Here is a 20,863-nt window from a genome sequence, read left to right as displayed (position 1 = left end):
GAGGTTGTTGTTCTTTAATTTTGTATAGCTATCGTACCTAAAGCCTGTTGGATATCTAGTTTGCTAGACATAACAGCATATAAAGAGTTTAGATAGTTCAATTGACTGGTTTTTAAATCCGTTTCTGCTGTCATCAATTCCAAATAGGTTTTAACTCCAGCATCATACTGTAATTTTATAGTATTGTAAACTTCTTCTGAAAGTTCAACGTTTTCTTTTGCATTCCTCCATTCATTGATATTTGAACGGTAATTCGCCATCGCCGCAGAATATTGAGCCCCGATTTGATTTTCTAGGTTTTCAAGGTCCATATCAATTCTGGATTCTTGAAGTTCGGATTTTCTGATTTCATGGATTCGTTTTCCTCCTTGAAACACAGGGAAGGTCAAGCTCAGACCAAATCCCGACTGAGGAAAATTATTGCCATATAGATCTGCAAAGGAATTGTTCCGATAATTCAATCCATAATTCGCAAATGCACTTAAGCGAGGAAGGAATTGCCATTTCTGATACTGAGTATTTAAAATTTGCAAATCTTTTAAGGTTTGCAATTGTCTGATTTCAACTCGATTGGCATAATTAAGAACTTCAGATGTGTCCATCAATACATTATTCTCCATATTTTGGTTTTCGAATGAAAGCGAAAGACCATTATTTGGATTCATGCCCAACAAAGTTTTTAAATAATCATATTTATATTTTCTAAATTCAAGAGCGGTTTTTAACTCTGCTTTAGCATTGTTCAACGAGATTTGAGCTCTTTTATAGTCTGTCTTATCCACCAACCCAGTTTCATATCTAGCATTTGCTTCAGTATATTGTCTGTTTAGTCTGGAGATGTTTTCTTGGATAATATTTATTTGTTCTTCGCTTGTTAATATATCGTAATAAGCCTTGCTCACATCCACTACAGTATTGATTTTAGTATCTTCAACACCAAGGGTATTCTGTCTTCTGATATATTGCGCTGCTTTCGATGCTTGGAACAATCCTGGGTTAATGATTGCTTGATCCGCTTGAAAGGTTAGGGCAGACGTGTTTTTCATACCCATTGCAATGTTTTGGCCATTGATATTAGCTGTTGGCAACTGTGTGAAATGTGTCAAACTTCCGTTCGCATTGATTTGCGGGAACCAACCCGAAAGAGCTGACGCAATCTCACGTTCACCGATTTCTTGGTCAAGTTTTGCTTGTTTGACCTCGATTTTGTTTTCCAATGCATACTGGATGAGTTCATCCAAAGTGGCATTACTGTTTAAGCTATTTGTCGTTTGGGCAAATACAGATCCTACAGAGATCGCAGTAAAGGAAACATAAAGTAATAAATCCTTAATTCTTAAATTCATATATATTATTTTTTAACCCCGTTCCAAATAATGTCAACCATCGTGTCAAGTTCATATTCCGTAGGTTGAGATTTTTCATATAAACAGCCTCTAACCAAGGAGATAGCAACTCCTAAATACGCAGAGATTAATAATCGAACATTCAAATCTTTCAAATGTGTTGATTTCACTCCCTCATCCAAAAAATGCAGTAAGACATTCCTCTCTGATTTCTGTTTGATGATGTTTGTTCTAATACCCTCATAGAAAGGAGAACCATAGAATTGTTCCAAGAATCCAAAATGATCCAAATGGTCTAGGTAATACAGGACTAGGTGCCTCCAGATCTGCTTAAAACCTGGTTTCGTAAGGCAATGTACTATCAACCGAGGAAAATACATGAGCATTTAATTTTTCTTTACAATACCAGTATAATTCAATGATTAAATCTTCCTTCGAAGGAAAGTAATGGTAGATCGAGCCGACGGCGACGTCCGCATCTTTTGCAATCTTGCTCATAGGTGATCCATGGAAACCATGAATGTTGATTAATTTGAGCGTGCTAAAGAAAATTTGCTCTTTTTTTTCTGTCAATTGAATGTTCATTCGGTTGCAAATGTAACCTTTTTTTTAACGTAATTTTGTCACGTGTTCGTTATAAACTATAATAAAGATTTCCAATGTTAAGAAATTGTTAAATATTCAATTTACCCTTGACGTGTGTAGTTTTTACACTTACCTTTGTCGTATCATAATTTAGGTTTATAATTGGTTATTAAAGGTTTTCATTCTCCCCGTTTGAAAACCTTTTTCTTTTTCTATAAAACTATATAAAACCCTAGAAAACAACTTCTTACAAATAAAATTTTAGCTTTAATGCATTAGATAATAAAAGCGACACTGAAGAAATAATTACTTGACTCCTAAATTCCCATTCCGACTTACAATCATAATCATGTTCATCATTCAATCATGATAAATCATAATTCCCTTTTCGGCTTCCGATTAAAATCATGTTCATCATTTAATCACGATTAATCATAGTTCCCCTTTCGGTAATATAATCTATTCAATCAACCATAATTAATCAAAGTAAATTAATCACACTCTTTCAAATATTTTTCGATTTCTTCTTGTTTGAAATGAGTTTTTGCTATCACCGAAATAAGTGGTCACATAAGTCAGTACGTAGGCAATGTCAATAGAGGAGAGTTGGGGTACTCCCGGCATCTGTTGGTTAAAAATAATATTGTTTAACTTTAATTTCACCGGACATGCCATTTTTAACAATGCATGCCAATTTACTGCGGTTTTCAGTTAAGTAAACCTTGTCAGTAAGAGGAGGATATAATTTACCTAATCCTTCACCCTTAGCACCATGGCAGTTCTGACAATGTGTAACGTAAAGTTTTTGACCATTGGTCGCATATTGCATCGTTTCCACGCTTAAATCTGTATTACAAGAAAACAGAAAATAAAGCATGGAAACAAAGCTTAAAGTTCCTAATAAATAGCGAAGAGTCATTATTTGTATTCTGCTAGGATAACATCCAAATCTTCCAATAGTTTTTTGACTTGTTCGTCATCTGTACCATCGTATGCTCCCCGAATTCTTTTGTCTGGGTCAATGATAACTAAATATCCTTGGTGGTCATAGCCGCCAGGAGCATTCTCGTCCTCTTTCGTATAGACCATATATTTTTCAGCAATTCCATAGATATCCGCCTTACTACCTGTAACAAATTGCCACTGGTCATTATCGACACCAAGTTTTGTAGCATAATCCTTAAGTACAGAAGGCTGGTCATATTTAAAATCAATACTATGGGATAAGAATGCGATCTTATTGTTGCCTTTGTATTTTTCGTAAGCCTTTAGTAAGTTGCGCTGCATGGTAGGGCAGATGCTTGGGCAGTGCGTAAAAAAGAAATTAGTAACATAGATCTTGTCCTTGAAGAATTCTTGAGTCAGGAGAGTGCTGTCTTGATTCAAGAAGGAAAAGTCAGGGATAGTATGGTAAACTGTGTCTACAATCTTTTTACCATCCACTTCCTTTTCTACAGGAGTCCTTTCGCCATAAATAGGCAATTTTCTTTCGGTCGGTCCACAAGAGAATAATAGATATACTGACGTAATGGCCATGATTGATTGGCCAATATACTTTTTCATTTTATTGATTTTAATTGAATGGAGCTAATAACGTTTTAATGTTTTCAGAAACTCTGTCAAACTGATTTTTCATGGCGTTGATTTTATCAACTTCTTTTTGCTGATATGTTTCATCAACATTTTCAGGATCATAATCTTTCATCCAGGTCATCATATTATCAGTAGCATTTTCAATGCTATCTTTCAAATTTGTCAGGTCGACCCGAGTTTTTGCTGTGTCTAATGTTGTTTGTGTTTCCTTTATTGTAGCCAAATTGGTCAACACTGAATCGATAACAATAGTTGACTTATCAAAGTGTGATATTTGCGGCATGATTTCATCATGTACGGCGATAGCCTGTTCCGAAAGTTTTTGATCTTTGTTTTCAACTTGTTTGCTTTGACAAGAAGCGAAAACAACGGAAAAAGCAGCGCCTAATAAGATTAATTTTTTCATGATTAATTAAATTATAATTCAATGCTCGTGTTCTCGGCAGGAGTTGGAGCAGGGTTTAATGTTTCGAAATTGAAGTCAAGGTCCCGAATATAGATCTCATTATGGGCAACGGCACATAACGTTCCATGTTTATCGAAAACCTGAGTTTGAAAGGTACGCACTACTTTTCCTTCCTTTTTGATCGTGTGCAATGTTTCATCCAGAATATCTTGGTTTAGCCGAATACTAACTTCTAGGTCAAATCTGCCGGGTTTGATATAGTCAATGTGTGCAGTTTTGAGCCAAGCAACTGTGCGGGTGATTCCTTGGTGTTTGAAATACTGATCTAAGAGAATGGGATAGAAGGGATCTATTGCAGAGAAAATTGTTCCTCCAAATATGGATTTATTGGAATTGATATTTAAGATACTCTTGTTGATCTTTACATCTGCACCCAAGAAACTATCCATTATCCTGCGAACCCAAATGCGCTGGAAAAAGAATGGTGGGTATAATCTCAAACCCCATTTTAAAGTATTTGGAGATACTTTCATGCCGATAAAATACAGCTAATTTCTAAGAAAATCCATCTCTCTATTGTAATAAAGAATATGTACCCTATATTCAATAAATATTCCTGATTTATGAATGAGCCAAAAACCGAATAAGCACGTTTGGGTATTGATTTCGTGGCTGCATTGGGCTACTTTGTTGATATTTATGACCTCATTATCTTTTCAATAGTTCGTATACAATCATTTACAGATATTGGAGTACCTGCTGACCAAATGCGCAGTAAGGGCGAATTTGTCCTTAACATGCAGATGGGAGGACTCTTGATCGGTGGAGTCATATGGGGAGTGCTGGGGGACAAATACGGTAGGCTCAAAGTCTTGTTTGGCTCCATTTTATTGTACTCCATTGCAAATATTGCAAATGGCTTTGTGCACGATGTCACAACATATGGTATTATTCGATTTATCGCAGGAATAGGTTTAGCAGGTGAACTGGGAGCTGGGATTACTCTGGTTTCTGAGTCTATGCATCGCAAGAAGAGAGGTTACGGAACCATGGATCGTGGCTGGAGTCGGAGTCTTAGGAGCTATTTTGGCGTATTTTATTTCAGAATGGTTCAGTTGGAGAACTGCCTATTTTGTTGGGGGAGGAATGGGAATTTTATTATTGTTTATGCGGGTAGGGGTATTGGAGTCAGGTATGTTTTCCTCTTTAGAAAATAAGAACGTCCAAAAAGGAAAAAATCTCTATGCTTTTCAATAATGCAGAAAGACTAAAAAGATATATTTATTGTTTATGTATAGGATTGCCGATATGGTTTGTGGTAGGAGTATTGGTAACCCAAGCCCCCGAAATCGGACAAGCATTAAACGCTCAATCTGCATTAAGTGCTGGTAAAGGAGTGATGTTCACTTACCTAGGAATATCCTTGGGTGATTTCTTGGCAGGATGGCTAGCGCAGATATTTAAATCAAGAAGAAAAGTGGTCTTGATCTATCAAATAATGATCTTGCTATTTTCTTGTATTTATTTGACTAGACAAGGTATAACAGAAAATGAATTTCTGTGGCTTGCGTTTCTAATGGGATTGGGAGTCGGATATTGGGCAACATTTATTACAATCGCTGCAGAGCAGTTTGGAACAAATATTCGATCTACAGTAACAACAACTGCCCCCAAATTTTGTAAGAGGAGCCTTGATACCTTCAACATTATTATATGGAGTCTTTGTGAATTGGTTCGGTATAATTCCAGCAGCTATGATCATGATTGTCATGCTTTCCCTTATCGCCATCTTTGCTCTGTCGAGACTTAAAGAAAGTTTTGATAAGGATCTAGATTATGTGGAAGAATAGAAAATTAAAAGCAGGTAGTAGAATATTGTGATATTACTCGCTTCTGCCAGGACATTTTTTGCAACGCTTGCCTTTTTTGTACTTTTTTACAGCACTTCTTAAACGTTGCATCCCCATTTGGATTAAACGGAGAATTGGCCCTTTGGTCTTCAAAGGGATTGTTTTCCAAAACCTGCAGCTTAATCATCGTCTCAAACATGCTGCCAAATATAGTAATTTAGATTAATTAAAAATAATTAACCTATTATTTTTCGTAATTCTAATGCAATATCATTGGTGAAGGCCTGAATGATCTGTGGGTCATCAATATTATTGTGGATAACCAAGTCACACTCCTCCCTGTGTGGAAGAAGATATTGATTGTAGGATGGAACAACATGGTTAATCCACTTATACATCACATCATCGTGGTCATATCCTCTCTCAATAAGGTCTCTTCTCAATCTTCTTTCCAGTGCAATCGGTTCATCAGCATCCAAGAATATCCTATAATCCAGGAGCTCGTTGATCTCTTCATAATGAAAGATAAACAATCCTTCAACCACCAAAATAGGGGCAGGGTTTATCTGGAGCATTTTTGGAGTCAAATCAGGATTGTTAAAAGTATATTCTTTTTTGGAATACGGTATTCCCATCAAACAATTCTTTAATATGATGATAAAATGCTTCTCTATCGATAGAGGTAGGCAAGTCCAAAATTATAAAGCCTGTTTTCTTCCCTTGTTTTTGGTGTTGGCGGGAATATAATAGTCATCTTGAGAAATCAAGGTAACTTCTTCTTCAGAAAAATGATTTAAAAAGCTTTTTAAAAAGAATGTTTTTGCCAGAACCGCTACTTCCTGCGATTCCAATTACGTATGGTTTGTCCATTTCTAAAATTTGCACTAATTTACTGGTGCGCCGTAGGCGATTTCAATCAGAAATCTTTTATCCAAGGCCCCGATATATGAGGCAGCAGATTTTGAAAGGATCACAATGGCATCCCTACTTTCTGATGTATCGGAGAATTTTCCTACAACTTTTGGCAAAGGTAACACTTTTTGTCAATGGGTTTGTAATTTTTAGAATCGTTCCTACAGGTGCTGTTCTATGCAAAGCAAGGTTGCTCCTACCTCCAGATTCTAAATTTTCCATCCAGATACCAATTCCTTTTTCTTTTTTCTCACGGATACCGTATCGATTGGTTTCAAATTCTATCTCTTCCTTGGAAAGATTATCCGGTATTGGAATATTGATTGCCGCAGGAGCGGTTTCTTTCTGAACAACAACAACATTGCCGTCAGGTATCTTAAGAGTCTGGCCCTCACGAACAGTGTCCGTATTCAAACTGTTCAGTTTTTTTATGTTATCAACAGTGGTAGAAAAACGCTTTGCAATAGAATATAAGGTTTCATTGTTTCCTACTTTATACTCTGTTAGGATTTTTGCCTGAATGGTCTCACTATTGGGATTGCCCAAAGTTCGCGAATCACCTTCATTTGAAGAATTTGTTTTTGCGATTTCCTTTTTGGGTTCTTCTTTTTTAGCTTCTTCTTTGGCAGGTATGAAAACAGCATCTCCAACCCTTAGATTCTTCTTATTATTGGCGTTCATAATATCCTTAACAGGAACCCCATAAATTCTACTTAGTTGGTAATAAGTGTCTTTTGAAGTAACCGAATGTTCGAGAAAGGTTTTCCCATTTTAACGGTAGTTTTTGTACTTGCTGTGTTGGATTGTGCCTGAGCTAGAGAGACTCCAGCGAATAAAAAAGTGGCAGAAAAATATAATTAAAGTCTTTTTAATAGACTTGTTGAATAATCGTTCTCTCATCATTGATTGCAATTATACTAAATATGATACAATTTCCCTCTTGTTAAAAGACATAAAGAACACTTGATTCCCCAATTGAAAATAGGGTTGGGGTATCATTTTCTCCATATCCTTCAATATGACTTGTTGATCTAGTATCTGGTTTAAATTACTAGTTGCCAAACATAAGTCAAATCGATCTTTGTTTTTTTTATGGTAACACCAAAGAAAGTGATGCCCACATTTGCTCAACCATAGCGGCCCAACAGTATGTTCATGTTTTAGAAACCTTGGTGTCTGCTGATAGGTTACTGGGTATTGGACTTTGTTACTTGCCATGTCAAAAATACGTTCCGCAGAACTTGAGTATTCTCCGTTATGAATATCAATAGCAATGCTTTCTCCAGAAGAAATACTTCGATGACGAGCATGAATAAATCCATTAAACACATCTAACAAAACGAATTCGTAGCTGTGGAAGATAACTTCATTATTCAGGATTTGGATAATTTGGATGCCTTCTTGAACCGGTGTTTGTTCTCCGATTCGCTTTAAAATCATATATCCATCTTGGATGGAGTCCAAAGTCCATTCTTTACCATCTGCTTGACACGGAGACATCAAGCAATTCCCTTCGAAATCGAATACAAAAAAAGACGCTAAAGTAGTCTCCACATCCCTAGTTTCTACGAGCAACATAGGGTTTTATTGGAGTTATTTCGATTTTCCAGATATTCGTCGGGAATGCTTTTTCGAAAATTTTATTTATCGTATATTTAGTCATCCGATGACAAACAAATTCGGTTAAAAAAACTATTATGAACAAAACTACTAAATACATTTTAGGTATTCTATTCATATGCTTGATGTCTTGCATTCACTCTTTCGGACAGTCAGTGTATTCTGTGCCTATAAAGGAAGATATCGGACCCAATGCTTGGCGTACCATGAAAAATGCTATTAAGCAGGCTAAACAAAATAAATCTGAGTACTTATTGATTGATCTTAATACCTATGGAGGAGCTCTAAACTTCGCAGATTCTATTCGTTCTAGCCTATTAAACGACAATGGGTTCAAAACTATTGTATATGTTAATAATAATGCTGCCTCTGCAGGGGCATTGATCTCATTAGCAGCAGATTATATTTACATGCACTCCGGTGCAAGCTTAGGTGCTGCATCTGTAGTTAACCAAAACGGAGAAATACTGCCCGAAAAGTATCAATCTTATATGCGCGGCTTGATGCGCGCGACAGCAGAAGCAAAAGGTAGGGATGCTAAGGTTGCGAAGCCTTTGTCGATCCCGCAATATCAATCCCTGCATTAAAAGAAGATGGAAAATTATTGACGCTAACAGCAGCTGAAGCAGTGAAAATTGGCCTTGCCAAAAAAGAAATCAAAAATAAAGCTGAAATTTTCCCTGATTTAAATATCGAAAAACCAAGTGTAACAGAACACCAAATAACATGGTAGACCATTTGATAGCACTCTTAATCAATCCTTTGGTCAGTGGATTTCTGATCATGGGTATTATTGGAGGAATATACTTTGAACTCCAGACGCAGGTATCGGTTTCGCATTAGTGGTAGCTTTGATCTGTGGTGCCTTGTTCTTTGCGCCACTGTATCTACAGGGATTGGCTGATAATTGGGAAATTGCAATTTTTGTCCTCGGAGTTATTCTCCTCGTCCTGGAAATATTTGTAATCCCAGGATTTGGTGTCGCCGGAATTGCAGGAATTATATTAGTTTTATGCGGATTAGCTTTCTCAATGGTAGCTAATGACTATTTTGATTTTAAACTTACCCAACCAGGATTATTAATGAATTCATTTATTATCGTAATAGGAGCCATGATCTTGACCATCGTGTTGATGGTGATCTTTGGAAAAAATGTCCTACAGTCCCCAACTTTTAAAAAATTGGTGTTGGAAGACGAACAAAAAGCAACAGAAGGATATACTTCTTCTGTAGCAAAACCTAACCTAATCAATAAGGTAGGTGTTACCAAAACCGTATTACGGCCCGGAGGAAAAATAGAAATTGACAATGTATGGTATGATGCTGTCGCACTAGACAGCTATATCGATGTTGGTGAAGAAATATATGTTGAAAAACATGAAAACTATAATCTATTCGTTAGGAAACTTTCTGAAAGAAAGGCATAAAGTAAATTGATGCTAACTTTCAAAAAAAAGAGGCTATCCAATTTTTGGATAGCCTCTTAAATTTTATCTAATATTGCCTTCTAGAATTTAGCTCCTAAAGTCAATACAACATTTGTTCTTGTATTTTTAACGTCTGCAGTAGGAAGTGGACTGTTCAAGTTATTGAATGCATAAGGGTTTGTAGAATAATTGAATTGTTTATACTGGCATCCCCGTAAGATCAACATAGAGAGATTTTGTTAATACATATCCTAAGCCTAAGCTCGCAATATAATCGCTTTGCGAATCACCTTTATAAGGAGATCCTATTAGATGAAATCCTGCCCTTGCTGCTAATCTATCAGTGAACAAAAATTCTCCCCCAATTTTAAAGTTAAATGCTCCTTTAAAACTTTCTTGAATTTCATTCGTCAATTGGCTTTCCAAAGTAGGATCAGAATCCAAAATCATCTCTCTATATTTAATTGAAGAATAATTCACGTATTCTAAATCTGCCGACAATAACCCTCTGCCAAAGAACTTTGTCAGACCTACCGATGTTTTCCAAGGAGAAATAATCGCATAGTCGAATGTTTGTCCGTAATTTTTAGAACCATACCCTTCATGTAAACTGGTTGTGCTGTTTTCATCTTTATAATAATCTACCCACGTCTCTACGTCACTTACCTCCTGAACTTCGGTCCATGTCGGAGTGGTAATGTTAACACCAATGTTCCAGTCCCAAGTAGGCTTAAAAATCATACCTAATCCGAAATTCACACCTGTCCCTTTTAGGGTTAAATCATTGAAATCCTGAAGGTCATAGCTGATATCAGTGTATTCATATGCCGAATTATTGGGCTTGCCAAAATCTGACTGAGGGTTTTCAGCTAAAATTTCGCCCGCGGTTTTTGTCCACCCTTTTTCTAAGAATGTGCTTTTTGAATCATACTTGAAAGATGTAAAACCGAATTTAGCACCTATATAGAATTTATTCCCATAATTAGCACCAAAAGATATATTAGTGTTATACTTATATCCGGTTGTTATCATGTCCATCTGCTGGTTCTTCTCGTCGGCTTCCAATACGGTAGGGAAATAGGGTTTACCATCAGCCTGATCTACCAAATATGAGTTCCAAAAATCATCAGCAAATTCCTTATTGCCATTCATGATTTCAGTAAAGGAGTTTACTATAGAATTTTGATTGTTAATTCCTGAGTATTTTAAATTGTCGGTAAAATTGTTGTGCTGATCTATTCCTAGACCAATGTTGAAATTTTGCCATCCATAATCAGGATTATTATTTGTTGGATAGTTTATAACAATACCTGCATTTTCAAAACCGAATTTACCTTGATTTTGAGAGATGCTATTGCCATAAAAAGAAGCTTTATTGATATTATTCAGATAATTTAAACTGACAGAAACATCCGATTGTCCGTAAAATCCAAGACCTGCAGGATTTCCAGAAATAGAGCTGATATCTCCTCCCAGAGCTGTGTTAACACCGCCCATGGCTTTTGAACCTTGCCGTACCAGAGTTTAGATCACGAGATATAATAAGAGCGTTGTCAGATAACGATTGGGCTTGAAGATTTGAATAATTGTATGCTAATGCAAGACAGGTTAAGGATAGTAAAATTTTTTTCATATTCTGATCTGATTCATATAAAAAGAGATAGCCAATATAATTTTATATTGGCTATAACCATATTTCGTGTTTATTAACGTCTACTTCCGCTTCTTCCTGAAGATGCGCCACCGCCAGAACTTCTAGATGACGATCCACCGCCAGAGCTTCCTCTGCTGAATCCACCACCGCTTGAACTTCCACGGTCAAAACTTCCGCTTGAACGTGATGGTGTAGATTGTCTACTTGGTGTAGATCTTGTGCTTGGAGCTGATGATCTTGATGGAGTAGTTCTATTGATAGTACCACTTGATCTTGATCCCGATCTCGAAGATGGGGTTCTGTTGATAGTACCACTAGATCTTGATCCTGATCTTGATGATGGAGTTCTGTTGATAGTTCCGTCAGTTCTTGATCCTGATCTTGATGAAGGAGTTCTGTTGATAGTTCCATCGGTTCTTGATCCTGATCTCGATGAAGGAGTTCTATTTATAGTTCCATCGGTTCTTGACCCTGATCTTGATGAAGGAGTTCTGTTAACAGTTCCATCAGTTCTTGATCCACTTCTACCTGAAGCAACACCTGATCTGCTATTGACAAATCTGCCACTCGCATCTCTGCTTACTCTAGCTCCATTTGATCTTGGAGCATAGTTAGAAGAGTAACTTCTTCCAGATGCTTGGCGTCTGTTGCCATAATAGTTTCCTCCGTAGTATCCATTTCCATAGTATCCACCACCGTAGTAAGGATGTCCCCAATAGCTGTAGTAGGAGTTAGGTCCCCAGTAATTGCCCCAGCCATAGTAAGATGATCCCCATCCATAACCGTAGTATGGATAGCCCCATCCCATGCCTAAGCCATAATAAGGATTGCCCCAACCAAATCCTAGTGACCAGCCAAAACCTGAATTCCAACCTAGGCCAAATCCAGAATAGCCGTACCAAGGATCAAACCATGGATCATAATACATCATTCCTGGTGTATTATAATAGAACCTATTGATTCGGTTTGCATATTCTAATTCTTCAACGCCGCCCTCAACGTAATCTTGGTCAGAGTACTCGTCGGCATAATAGTCTGATTGTGCGATAGATTGCTCTTCTTCGCCATCAGTATAGTAGTAATCGGGACTTTGGTAAACAGATCGCGAGTCTTGGTTATTATAGACATCATCACGATAAACTGTACGACTTGTGGTCGAACAGGAGCTGATTAATCCAGCAAACGCGATTGCTAACCCTCCCAAAAATATCTTGTTGTTTTTCATGATTCTAAAACAGTTAAATTCGATATTACAGTCATTAATTATTATCTTAGACCCGATTTTATCGTCAGGGTTTAATCTACCAATCAAAATTACTAATTATTTTTTGCTTTGGTGATAAATGGTGTTAAAGTACCTAAAAACCCCGATTTTTTACAAATGTCAATTTTATTTTTCGAATGAGTAAAGGGATAACCAGCCGTAGTGAAGATTATTCACAATGGTACAATGATTTAGTAATTAAAGCAGACCTCGCTGAATACTCTGCTGTAAGAGGATGTATGGTGATAAAACCATATGGTTATGCAATCTGGGAAAGAATGCAAGCTGTTCTTGACAAAAGATTTAAAGAAACTGGCCACTCTAATGCCTATTTCCCCTTATTTATCCCCAAATCTTTCTTCTCTAAAGAAGCTTCTCACGTAGAAGGTTTCGCAACTGAATGTGCTGTCGTGACTCATTACCGATTAAAAAATGACGGTTCTGGAAATATCATCGTCGACGAAGATGCAAAATTAGAAGAAGAATTGATCGTTCGTCCAACCTCTGAAACAATTATCTGGAATACATACCGCGGATGGATCGAATCATATCGCGACCTGCCAATACTGGTAAACCAATGGGCAAATGTGGTTCGTTGGGAAATGCGTACGCGTTTGTTCTTGCGTACTGCAGAATTCCTTTGGCAAGAAGGACATACTGCCCACGCAACTTCTGATGAAGCTATCGCGGAAGCACAGCAAATGTTGGAGGTATACGCCGATTTTGCCGAAGGTACTTTAGCAGTTCCTGTAGTAAGAGGCAGAAAAACTGAAAACGAACGTTTCGCAGGGGCAATTGATACCTTATGTATTGAGGCATTGATGCAAGACGGTAAAGCTCTGCAAGCCGGAACATCTCACTTCTTGGGACAAAACTTCGCAAAAGCATTTGATGTCAAGTTTACATCTAAAGAAGGTAAATTGGATTACGTATGGGCTACATCATGGGGCGTATCAACTCGTTTGATGGGTGCCTTGATTATGGCACACTCCGATGACCAAGGATTAGTCCTTCCTCCAAAATTGGCACCAACTCAAGTGGTTATTGTTCCAATATATAAAACTGATGAAGAAAAAGCTAACTTGGATGCTTACGTAGAACAACTGACAGCAGCATTGAAACAATTGGATATCCGCGTTAAATATGATGATAGAGATACCCAAAGACCAGGATTCAAGTTTGCAGAATGGGAATTAAAAGGCGTGCCATTGCGCGTAGCCTTGGGTTCTCGTGATATGCAAAATGGAACAGTTGAGCTTGCCCGCCGTGATACACAAACAAAAGAAACTGTTCAACAGGCTGGCCTACCAGATAGAATAGCAGCCCTTTTGGATGAAATCCAAGAAAATATCTATAATAAAGCCTTGACTTTCCGTGATGAGCATATCACTGAAGTCAATTCTTATGATGAATTCAAAAAAGTACTTGAAGAAAAAGGTGGCTTTATTTCTGCACATTGGGATGGAACAGTAGAAACAGAAAAAAGAGTGAAAGAAGAAACTAAGGCAACTATTCGTTGTATCCCTTTGGATTCAAAAGAAGAAGAAGGTGTTTGTATCTTCACTGGTAAACCTTCAAAACAAAGAGTATTATTTGCGAAAGCATATTAAAGAAATAATATGAAAAACCTATTGATATTGGGTTGTGGATGGGTAGGTGAGGAGCTTGCTTATCAGCTCAAAGGAAAAGGTTGGAATGTATGGGTGACTACAACAACCCCGGAAAAATACCATCGTCTAATAAACGATGGTATTTTTGCCTATATACATGATTTCGACCGTGATCTTTCTGTGGATCTCCCAGTTGATATTTCATTTGATGCGGTCATCAATTCCATTCCAGCAACACAAAGAAATTCAGAAGCAGAAATCGAACATCGATTCTCTTTTGTATTTAATGCACTCAGTTTTATAAATTATAAAAAGCATATTTTCTTAAGTTCAGTAGGTGTCTATCCAGATATCGATGGGACCTTCGACGAAACCTTCAATCAAGAAGAATTGATGACCCAAAAACTAAGAATTGCTGAAAAGAAAATGATGAGCCTACCTTTTAGTTCCACATTCCGATTAGGCGGACTATTTGGGAAAAACAGAATTTTTGGTAAATATTTCCAAGATAAGGTAGTAACCACGGGAGATCAGCCAGCAAATTTTATCCATCTCGATGATGTCATTGGAATAATCGAACGATCTTTGGAAACAAACCTTCCCATAGGATATTACAACTTGGTTGCGCCAGAACATCCTTCAAAAAAAGAGGTCATCTTGAAGAGTGCACAAAAATACATGTACAGTTACCCTTCATCTTTTGATCCAAAAGATAGTTTCCAGAAGGTAATAGTCGCTGATAAAATCACCAATTTGTTGAATTACCAGTTTAAATATCCTTCTCCATTAGATTTTTAATAACTTAGCTCAAACAACAAAATAGAACATATGAATTACAAATTTGCAACCAAGGCAATTCATGCCGGTCAGGAGGCAGATCCTTCTACAGGTGCCGTAATGACACCTATATATCAAACATCAACTTACCAACAGAAAGCACCAGGCGATCATAAAGGCTACGAATACTCTCGAGGAACAAACCCGACTCGTAAAGCATTGGAAGATTGTATCGCAGCTTTGGAAAACGGAAAATTTGGCCTAGCATTCTCAAGCGGAATGGCAGCAACAGACTGCGTACTGAGACTCCTACAACCAGGAGATGAAGTAGTAACAGGGGATGACCTTTATGGTGGATCCTACCGTATCTTTACTAAGGTTTATGAGCCTATGGGAATTAAGTTCAAGTTCGTAAACACATCGGATAATCAAGCCGTAGCAGATGCCGTAACGGATAAAACCAAATTGATCTGGGTAGAAACTCCAACTAATCCTACGTTAAAGTTGGCAGATATCGAAGCAATTGGAAAGATTGCAAAGGAAAGAGGTATTCTATACGCTGTTGACAATACCTTTGCTTCACCATATTTACAGAACCCGTTGGATTTAGGAGCAGATATCGTAATGCATTCAGTTACTAAATACTTGGGGGGACACTCTGATGTAGTAATGGGAGCTCTAGTGATGAATGATGAAGAGCTTTATAAGAAATTATTCTTCTATTATAATGCTTGTGGTGGAACACCAGGTCCTCAAGATGCATTCTTGGTATTGAGAGGGATCAAAACATTGCACCTGCGCATGAAAGCACACTGTGAGAACGGAAGAAAAGTAGCAGAATACTTGAAAAACCACCCTAAGATTGAAAAAATCTATTGGCCAGGTTTTGAAGATCACCCAGGACATGATGTCGCCAAGAAACAGATGCGTGACTTTGGAGGAATGGTGTCAATCGTCCTAAAAGACGCAGACCTTCAAGAAACTTTCCGTATTGCCTCAGGCTTCAAGGTGTTTACTTTAGCAGAATCCTTGGGAGGCGTTGAATCATTAATCAACCATCCAGCAACAATGACCCATGGATCAATCCCCAAAGAAGCAAGAGAAAAAGTAGGAGTAGTAGACAATCTTTTGCGCCTCTCCGTAGGTGTCGAAGATGCCGACGACTTAATAGCTGACCTAGAACAAGCATTAGCACGTTAATTTATTGTAATTATTATTTTATTTGCACACAGACTTTTGTACATTTGTGCAGCTTTAATAGGAGATTATCAATTATGGAAAATACAACTGTAGAAAGACCAGCAAAACATACGGACAATAACGCAAACCGTACTGAATATTATGTTTCTTTAACTATTGCAATTGCAATCGGATTAGTAGGTGTTTTCATTCGTTTTGTACCGGATGTAGTGCCAGCTCTAGACCAAATGGGATCTTTATTCTCATGGGTAGCTAACATCGCATTACTTGTCGCTACTTTCTTAGCAATCAGAGTTGTTTTCGCAATCTTAGGATTCAGCAAAAAATAATATTACAGATATAAACAAAAAGGGCATGAAAATTTTTTCGTGCCCTTTTTGTTTATATCTGGATATGAGATGTGAGATATGAGAAAAGAGACATTAGACACTAGACATAAGACATAAGACATTGACAACGATACCTAAATATGGTTTACTCTTTTAAATACAATTTTCTTTTTTGTATAATCATAGTCAATCACTTAATCAGATTAATCATGTTCCATACTTTTACCTCTTCATCATTAATCAAAGTCAATCATTAGATTAATCATAGTCCCTCTTTTACATCAAAAAAAAAATGAAGGTGTCTAAAAAGGCACCTTCTTCTGTTTTATAGCTTTCTGGAGCTCCATTATAATTTCATGAGCAATATTAGGCTGCAAGTCGATGTTTTGTACTTTTCAGCATGTTGATGGCTTGATTTATCGCAAACAGGGAGTTTTTGCCACCTGGTTTTACCGATAAAAGCTTTGTCTTTCCACTTTTTTGCCCATTTTCTGAGGTTATGGGCAATGGCCATCAAACCGAATTCCACAGCGACCTTCTCCAGACCTTTCATTGTGAACCGGGTAAACCTGTTGTTGCTTTTCATCTGACCGAAAACGGCTTCCACTTCTATGGGTCGCTTGCTCCGATGGTACATTCCCTCTTCCGACAGCAGTCTTTCCCGGGCTTTAGCCTTGAGCTTATTGAGCCTGTGGTTCACTTCAATGAGCCGATCGCCTGTAGCTTTATGGCACCCACTCCGCATCGGGCAGCCTTCGCATCGCCGAGCCTGGTAACAGCTGACCCGGGCAGTGTATCCGTTGGCACTGACTCTGGTTGCATGACCGATAAAGCTGAGCTTCTGTCCGGCCGGACATACATAATAGTCATCCTGCTGGTTGTAATATAGGTTCTGTACCGAGAAAGGATCCTGTTTATGCTTGCGTTTCTGTTCCATATGGAAGTAATTGTACTTCACAAAAGCGGTTATACCCTGTCCTTCCATCAGCTCGTAGTTCTGCTCGCTACCATATCCGGCATCTGCGACGATGGATTCACTCTGTTTTCCGTAATGGGACTCAAAGCCTTCCAGGTGTTCGGGCAGGGTTGTGGTATCTGCGGCCGTTTGATGGATGCTATAATGGGTGATGAACTGGTCTTCGGTGCTGATCTGGGTATTGTAGGCCGGTTTAAGCTGGCCATTTTTCATGTGGTCCTCTTTCATCCGCATAAACACGGCATCGGTATCGGTCTTGCTATAACTGTTGCGATCTCCCAGTACTTCCAGTTGCTCCTCATATTTCTGCAATCGGGGCAGATAGTCGTCTTCAAGCTTCCTCAGCTGCCTATCGGTGGATCTATCCACTCCTTTGAGCTTGGCATTGATCGCTCTGATCTTTTCCTTCAGCTGGGCACTATCGATGGCCTTGCTGACTTGCTGATCCCCTAATGAAGATTGGTCCTGGCTGATCTGTGCATCGATATCCGAAAGGACCGAAGCGATGTTCGCCTCCAGCTTTACCTTGTTCTTCTCGATCGATCTCTTCCAAACGAAGGTATAGCGACCGGCGGCCGATTCGATCTTGGTACCATCTACATACTGGACTTTCAGGCTGACATACTCCATGTCATGCAGCATCCGAACGATACTGGCAAACAGCTCCTGTATCTGTCCTTAAGACGCTTTCCCCTGAAATAATTGATCGTACGGTAATCCGGCGTACTGTTGCCCGAAAGCCACATGAAATGGATGTTCTCGTGCAGGGCGCGCTCGATCTTGCGGCAAGAATAGATATTGCTCAGATACGCGTAGAACAGTACCTTGATGAGCATCCTGGGATGGAAACTGGTCGTGCCTCCGCCTTTATACTGACGGATGATATGTTCCAGATCCAACTGGTCAACAACCTGACTCACCAAACGAACCGGATGGTTCAAGGGGATACGGTCTAAAATATTCTCAGGAAAAAGACTCGGACTATTGGATGGAAGCGCTTTGAATTGTATGTTTGCCATATTGTTTTTTGGGTGCACCTTAAGATACAAAATCTTGAGGACAAAAAAACAGAAAAACCCCGCCATTTTTTAATGACGGGGTTATTTTTTTAAGAGACCTTTTTAGACAGCCCCATCTTCTATATCATTCCAATCAGAGGTCCTAGTTGAATATCGACCAGCTACCAACCGGGTATGGAATTCTTGACAATATCAAAATCAATGCTATAATGTAGAAAATCAAAACCGTCTGGTTCGCTTTCTTAGCATCCAAGATTTTCTTTGACTTAGAGTAACCAATGGTAATCAAGATAATAGCAATGATCATCATCAGTGGGTGTTCTAAGAAATAGAATCTTGAAGACGCTACTTTCATGTTTGCGCCTGAAAAGCTAGCTAAGCCTAAACCTGAAGTAAAGTAAACGATTAAACCAAACTACGAGTTGCAAATGAGCAGTAATCAATCCAATTAATGCAATTTTTTCTGTTGTAAGCCTTGTTACCAAAGTAATTAGCTAACGTGATAAGGATGACAATTATTAATGCGGCTAACAAAAATAATTGCAAGGGTAGAATGTAAGTGTTTCATTTCTTAAGATAGTTTCAATTTATACAATATCACAAATATACTATTTTGAAAGTCGTTTGTCGCCTAATTCTTTAAACTCTGATTTTGCTTTAAAGTTAGGAAAGATAGTATCCATGCTCAAAGTGTAACCAATGTCAAAGAATAGACGGATATCAGCTAAGATTCCATCAAAATTCCAGTGGTCATCCAGCTCATCAGTTACCGCGTGATAGCGACCTGCTAATGCTTCTTGGCGTTTTTTGATGATTGTTGTGTCAGATTCAAGGTAGTCACCACCACTACCCATATATAATCCAGGTACTCCAACTTTAACAAAATTGAAATGGTCAGAACGATAGAAACCACCAGATGTCGGACTTCCCTCCGGTACCAACTTACGGTTAAATTTAGCGCCAGATAAGATAGCGTAATCCTCAAGTTCAGTCTGTCCAGTACCCGTAACTCTAAATCCGTTCATAGCACCAACAGGATTGAACGAATCCATGTTTAGGTTTGCAACGGTTTTGTTCAATGGATAGATTGGGTGTTCAGCATAGTACTGAGAACCTAACAAACCTTGTTCCTCAGCAGTAACTGCCAAGAATACGATACTGCGTTCAGGTTGAACTTTTGCAGCTTTAAATGCTTTTGCCAATTCAAAAAAGTGCAGCAACACCAGTCGCATTGTCAATTGCGCCATTGAAAATAGAATCGCCATTGGAAGCTTCACCAATTCCTAAATGATCCCAATGTGCAGTATAAATAATAGTTTCGTCAGGACGTTTCGTGCCTTTAATGGTTCCGATTACATTATTAGATTTTGATTCCCTAAAGCTATTCTTCAACTTTACACTCGTAGAAACATTCATTGGTACGGCTTTAAAGCCTGGTTTCTTTGCCTGCTCCATAACATCGAGGTTCAAGCCACCAATCTGAAATAATTTTTTTGGCAGTCTCTGTACTTACCCAGCCTTGAAATTTACTTAAATTTGCACCTTTGTTTTTCTGGAACCAACGAAAGTTGAGGGCCTGTCCAACCACTTCTTACAACATTCCATCCATAGCTAGCAGCTTCAGTTTCATGGATCAATAATATACCGGTGGCACCTTGGCGTGAGGCTTCTTCAAACTTATAAATCCAACGACCATAATAAGTCATCGTATCTGCTTTAAATAAGTTTTTGTCATAGCGTCCAGGATCAGATACCATCACTACGACGGTTTTACCTTTGACATCCAATCCTTCATAGTCATTCCATTTATATTCTGGCGCCACGATACCAAATCCTGCAAACACCAATTCTGTGTTTTCTACATCTATTTGATCCGCCATCTGCGGCGTGCCAATAACATAATCATCAAGATATTTAGCAGTAAGATCTCCATTTTTACCCTTGAAGGTCAAGTTTGGATCAACAGGTTTCGAACTGATCTCAACCATCGGCACCTCCTGAAAATATGAATCCCCATTACCGGGCTCAACACCTAATGCCTTAAATTGATCTTGTATATAATTTACGGTTAAAGTATCTCCTTTACTAAAGGGTTTGCGTCCTAAAAATTCGTCTGAGGATAATTTTGCAACATATGCTTTGTAACTTTCTTCTGTAATTGCCGCAGTTGCTGAAGAATCTAGGCTGTTTTTGTCGTAGGAAGAACTTTCGACCCCCGATTTACAAGACGCCAGTCCAAGCAATAGGGCAGCTCCAATAAATAGTTTGTTGTTCATCATGATTTGTAAATTATTC

At 38.2% G+C, this 20,863-nt stretch carries 21 protein-coding genes and 3 pseudogenes; 7 read left to right on the top strand and 17 right to left on the bottom strand.

The genetic code is table 11. The annotated features are described in order from the left end of the window. Window positions 1–14: 14 nt before the first annotated feature. The 7 genes from FGL31_RS14620 to FGL31_RS14590 form a co-directional block, all read right to left on the bottom strand. The gene (locus FGL31_RS14620; protein ID WP_138092489.1) at window positions 15–1,346 is read right to left on the bottom strand and encodes a TolC family protein; all 1,332 of its coding nucleotides are present in this window, start codon (window positions 1,344–1,346) and stop codon (window positions 15–17) included. A 5-nt stretch (window positions 1,347–1,351) separates the two neighbouring features. After that, a complete protein-coding gene (locus FGL31_RS14615; RefSeq protein ID WP_138092487.1) occupies window positions 1,352–1,636 on the bottom strand; it encodes a hypothetical protein in 285 nt (94 codons plus the stop codon). A gap of 40 nt (window positions 1,637–1,676) precedes the next feature. Continuing rightward, a complete protein-coding gene (locus tag FGL31_RS14610) occupies window positions 1,677–1,931 on the bottom strand; it encodes a TetR/AcrR family transcriptional regulator (protein ID WP_138092485.1) in 255 nt (84 codons plus the stop codon). Window positions 1,932–2,562: 631 nt separating this feature from the next. After that, complete coding sequence (locus FGL31_RS14605) at window positions 2,563–2,850, bottom strand: c-type cytochrome (protein WP_138092483.1); 288 nt, start codon at window positions 2,848–2,850, stop codon at window positions 2,563–2,565. Then, on the bottom strand, window positions 2,850–3,494 hold the full coding sequence (locus FGL31_RS14600) for an SCO family protein (protein ID WP_138092481.1): 645 nt from the start codon (window positions 3,492–3,494) through the stop codon (window positions 2,850–2,852). Before FGL31_RS14600 ends, FGL31_RS14605 begins: the two co-directional genes overlap by 1 nt. 10 nt (window positions 3,495–3,504) lie before the next feature. Continuing rightward, window positions 3,505–3,930 (bottom strand): transposase, encoded by a 426-nt coding sequence (locus FGL31_RS14595; protein WP_099370215.1) that lies wholly within the window; start codon window positions 3,928–3,930, stop codon window positions 3,505–3,507. A gap of 11 nt (window positions 3,931–3,941) precedes the next feature. Continuing rightward, the gene (locus tag FGL31_RS14590) at window positions 3,942–4,463 is read right to left on the bottom strand and encodes a hotdog fold domain-containing protein (protein ID WP_138092479.1); all 522 of its coding nucleotides are present in this window, start codon (window positions 4,461–4,463) and stop codon (window positions 3,942–3,944) included. A 94-nt stretch (window positions 4,464–4,557) separates the two neighbouring features. Here FGL31_RS14590 and FGL31_RS14585 point away from each other — a divergent pair. Next, window positions 4,558–5,780: pseudogene (locus FGL31_RS14585) on the top strand (MFS transporter). Between the two features lie 236 nt (window positions 5,781–6,016). Here FGL31_RS14585 and FGL31_RS14580 read toward each other — a convergent pair. From FGL31_RS14580 to FGL31_RS14570, 3 genes and pseudogenes are all read right to left on the bottom strand, one after another. Next, window positions 6,017–6,650: pseudogene (locus FGL31_RS14580) on the bottom strand (uridine kinase family protein). A 114-nt stretch (window positions 6,651–6,764) separates the two neighbouring features. Next, window positions 6,765–7,373 carry a LysM peptidoglycan-binding domain-containing protein gene (locus FGL31_RS14575; RefSeq protein WP_138092477.1) on the bottom strand — a complete coding sequence of 203 codons (609 nt, stop codon included), beginning with the start codon at window positions 7,371–7,373 and terminating at the stop codon, window positions 6,765–6,767. Window positions 7,374–7,604: 231 nt separating this feature from the next. Next, the gene (locus FGL31_RS14570) at window positions 7,605–8,270 is read right to left on the bottom strand and encodes a hypothetical protein (RefSeq protein WP_138092475.1); all 666 of its coding nucleotides are present in this window, start codon (window positions 8,268–8,270) and stop codon (window positions 7,605–7,607) included. A gap of 119 nt (window positions 8,271–8,389) precedes the next feature. Between FGL31_RS14570 and FGL31_RS25920 the strand changes: the two genes are divergently transcribed. Then, window positions 8,390–8,899, top strand: a complete 510-nt coding sequence (locus FGL31_RS25920; protein WP_232046783.1) for a Clp protease/crotonase-like domain-containing protein — start codon at window positions 8,390–8,392, stop codon at window positions 8,897–8,899. A 240-nt stretch (window positions 8,900–9,139) separates the two neighbouring features. Continuing rightward, entirely contained in the window at window positions 9,140–9,739 is a 600-nt protein-coding gene (locus FGL31_RS25915) for an NfeD family protein (protein ID WP_446677083.1), read from the top strand. Window positions 9,740–9,937: 198 nt separating this feature from the next. Here FGL31_RS25915 and FGL31_RS14560 read toward each other — a convergent pair whose 3' ends face one another. Continuing rightward, entirely contained in the window at window positions 9,938–11,236 is a 1,299-nt protein-coding gene (locus FGL31_RS14560; RefSeq protein ID WP_138092473.1) for an OmpP1/FadL family transporter, read from the bottom strand. 209 nt (window positions 11,237–11,445) lie between these two features. After that, complete coding sequence (locus tag FGL31_RS14555) at window positions 11,446–12,618, bottom strand: DUF3300 domain-containing protein (RefSeq protein ID WP_138092471.1); 1,173 nt, start codon at window positions 12,616–12,618, stop codon at window positions 11,446–11,448. A 176-nt stretch (window positions 12,619–12,794) separates the two neighbouring features. Between FGL31_RS14555 and proS the strand changes: the two genes are divergently transcribed. From proS to FGL31_RS14535, 4 genes are all read left to right on the top strand, one after another. Then, on the top strand, window positions 12,795–14,267 hold the full coding sequence (gene proS, locus FGL31_RS14550; RefSeq protein WP_099370223.1) for a proline--tRNA ligase: 1,473 nt from the start codon (window positions 12,795–12,797) through the stop codon (window positions 14,265–14,267). Between the two features lie 9 nt (window positions 14,268–14,276). Next, a complete protein-coding gene (locus FGL31_RS14545) occupies window positions 14,277–15,065 on the top strand; it encodes an NAD-dependent epimerase/dehydratase family protein (RefSeq protein WP_138092469.1) in 789 nt (262 codons plus the stop codon). A gap of 21 nt (window positions 15,066–15,086) precedes the next feature. Further along, the gene (locus tag FGL31_RS14540) at window positions 15,087–16,244 is read left to right on the top strand and encodes a cystathionine gamma-synthase (protein ID WP_262709251.1); all 1,158 of its coding nucleotides are present in this window, start codon (window positions 15,087–15,089) and stop codon (window positions 16,242–16,244) included. A gap of 74 nt (window positions 16,245–16,318) precedes the next feature. Next, window positions 16,319–16,573, top strand: a complete 255-nt coding sequence (locus FGL31_RS14535; RefSeq protein WP_099370226.1) for a hypothetical protein — start codon at window positions 16,319–16,321, stop codon at window positions 16,571–16,573. Window positions 16,574–17,048: 475 nt separating this feature from the next. Here the strand turns inward: FGL31_RS14535 and FGL31_RS14530 are convergent. The 5 genes and pseudogenes from FGL31_RS14530 to FGL31_RS25900 form a co-directional block, all read right to left on the bottom strand. Continuing rightward, window positions 17,049–18,568, bottom strand: a pseudogene (locus tag FGL31_RS14530) (IS1182 family transposase); the annotation flags it as partial. 142 nt (window positions 18,569–18,710) lie between these two features. Beyond that, the gene (locus tag FGL31_RS25910) at window positions 18,711–18,923 is read right to left on the bottom strand and encodes a hypothetical protein (protein ID WP_232046781.1); all 213 of its coding nucleotides are present in this window, start codon (window positions 18,921–18,923) and stop codon (window positions 18,711–18,713) included. Window positions 18,924–19,176: 253 nt separating this feature from the next. Beyond that, window positions 19,177–19,815 (bottom strand): M28 family peptidase, encoded by a 639-nt coding sequence (locus FGL31_RS25905; RefSeq protein WP_262709135.1) that lies wholly within the window; start codon window positions 19,813–19,815, stop codon window positions 19,177–19,179. Then, window positions 19,772–20,023, bottom strand: a complete 252-nt coding sequence (locus tag FGL31_RS28125; RefSeq protein WP_262709134.1) for a M28 family peptidase — start codon at window positions 20,021–20,023, stop codon at window positions 19,772–19,774. The genes FGL31_RS25905 and FGL31_RS28125 overlap by 44 nt, the downstream gene beginning before the upstream one ends. Window positions 20,024–20,094: 71 nt before the next feature. After that, complete coding sequence (locus tag FGL31_RS25900) at window positions 20,095–20,847, bottom strand: protease-associated domain-containing protein (RefSeq protein ID WP_232046780.1); 753 nt, start codon at window positions 20,845–20,847, stop codon at window positions 20,095–20,097. Window positions 20,848–20,863: the final 16 nt, after the last annotated feature.

Source organism: Sphingobacterium daejeonense, assembly GCF_901472535.1.
Lineage (GTDB): Bacteria > Bacteroidota > Bacteroidia > Sphingobacteriales > Sphingobacteriaceae > Sphingobacterium > Sphingobacterium daejeonense.
Note: the sequence above shows the minus strand (reverse complement) of the source record. Positions and strands in the feature narration are given on the sequence as shown.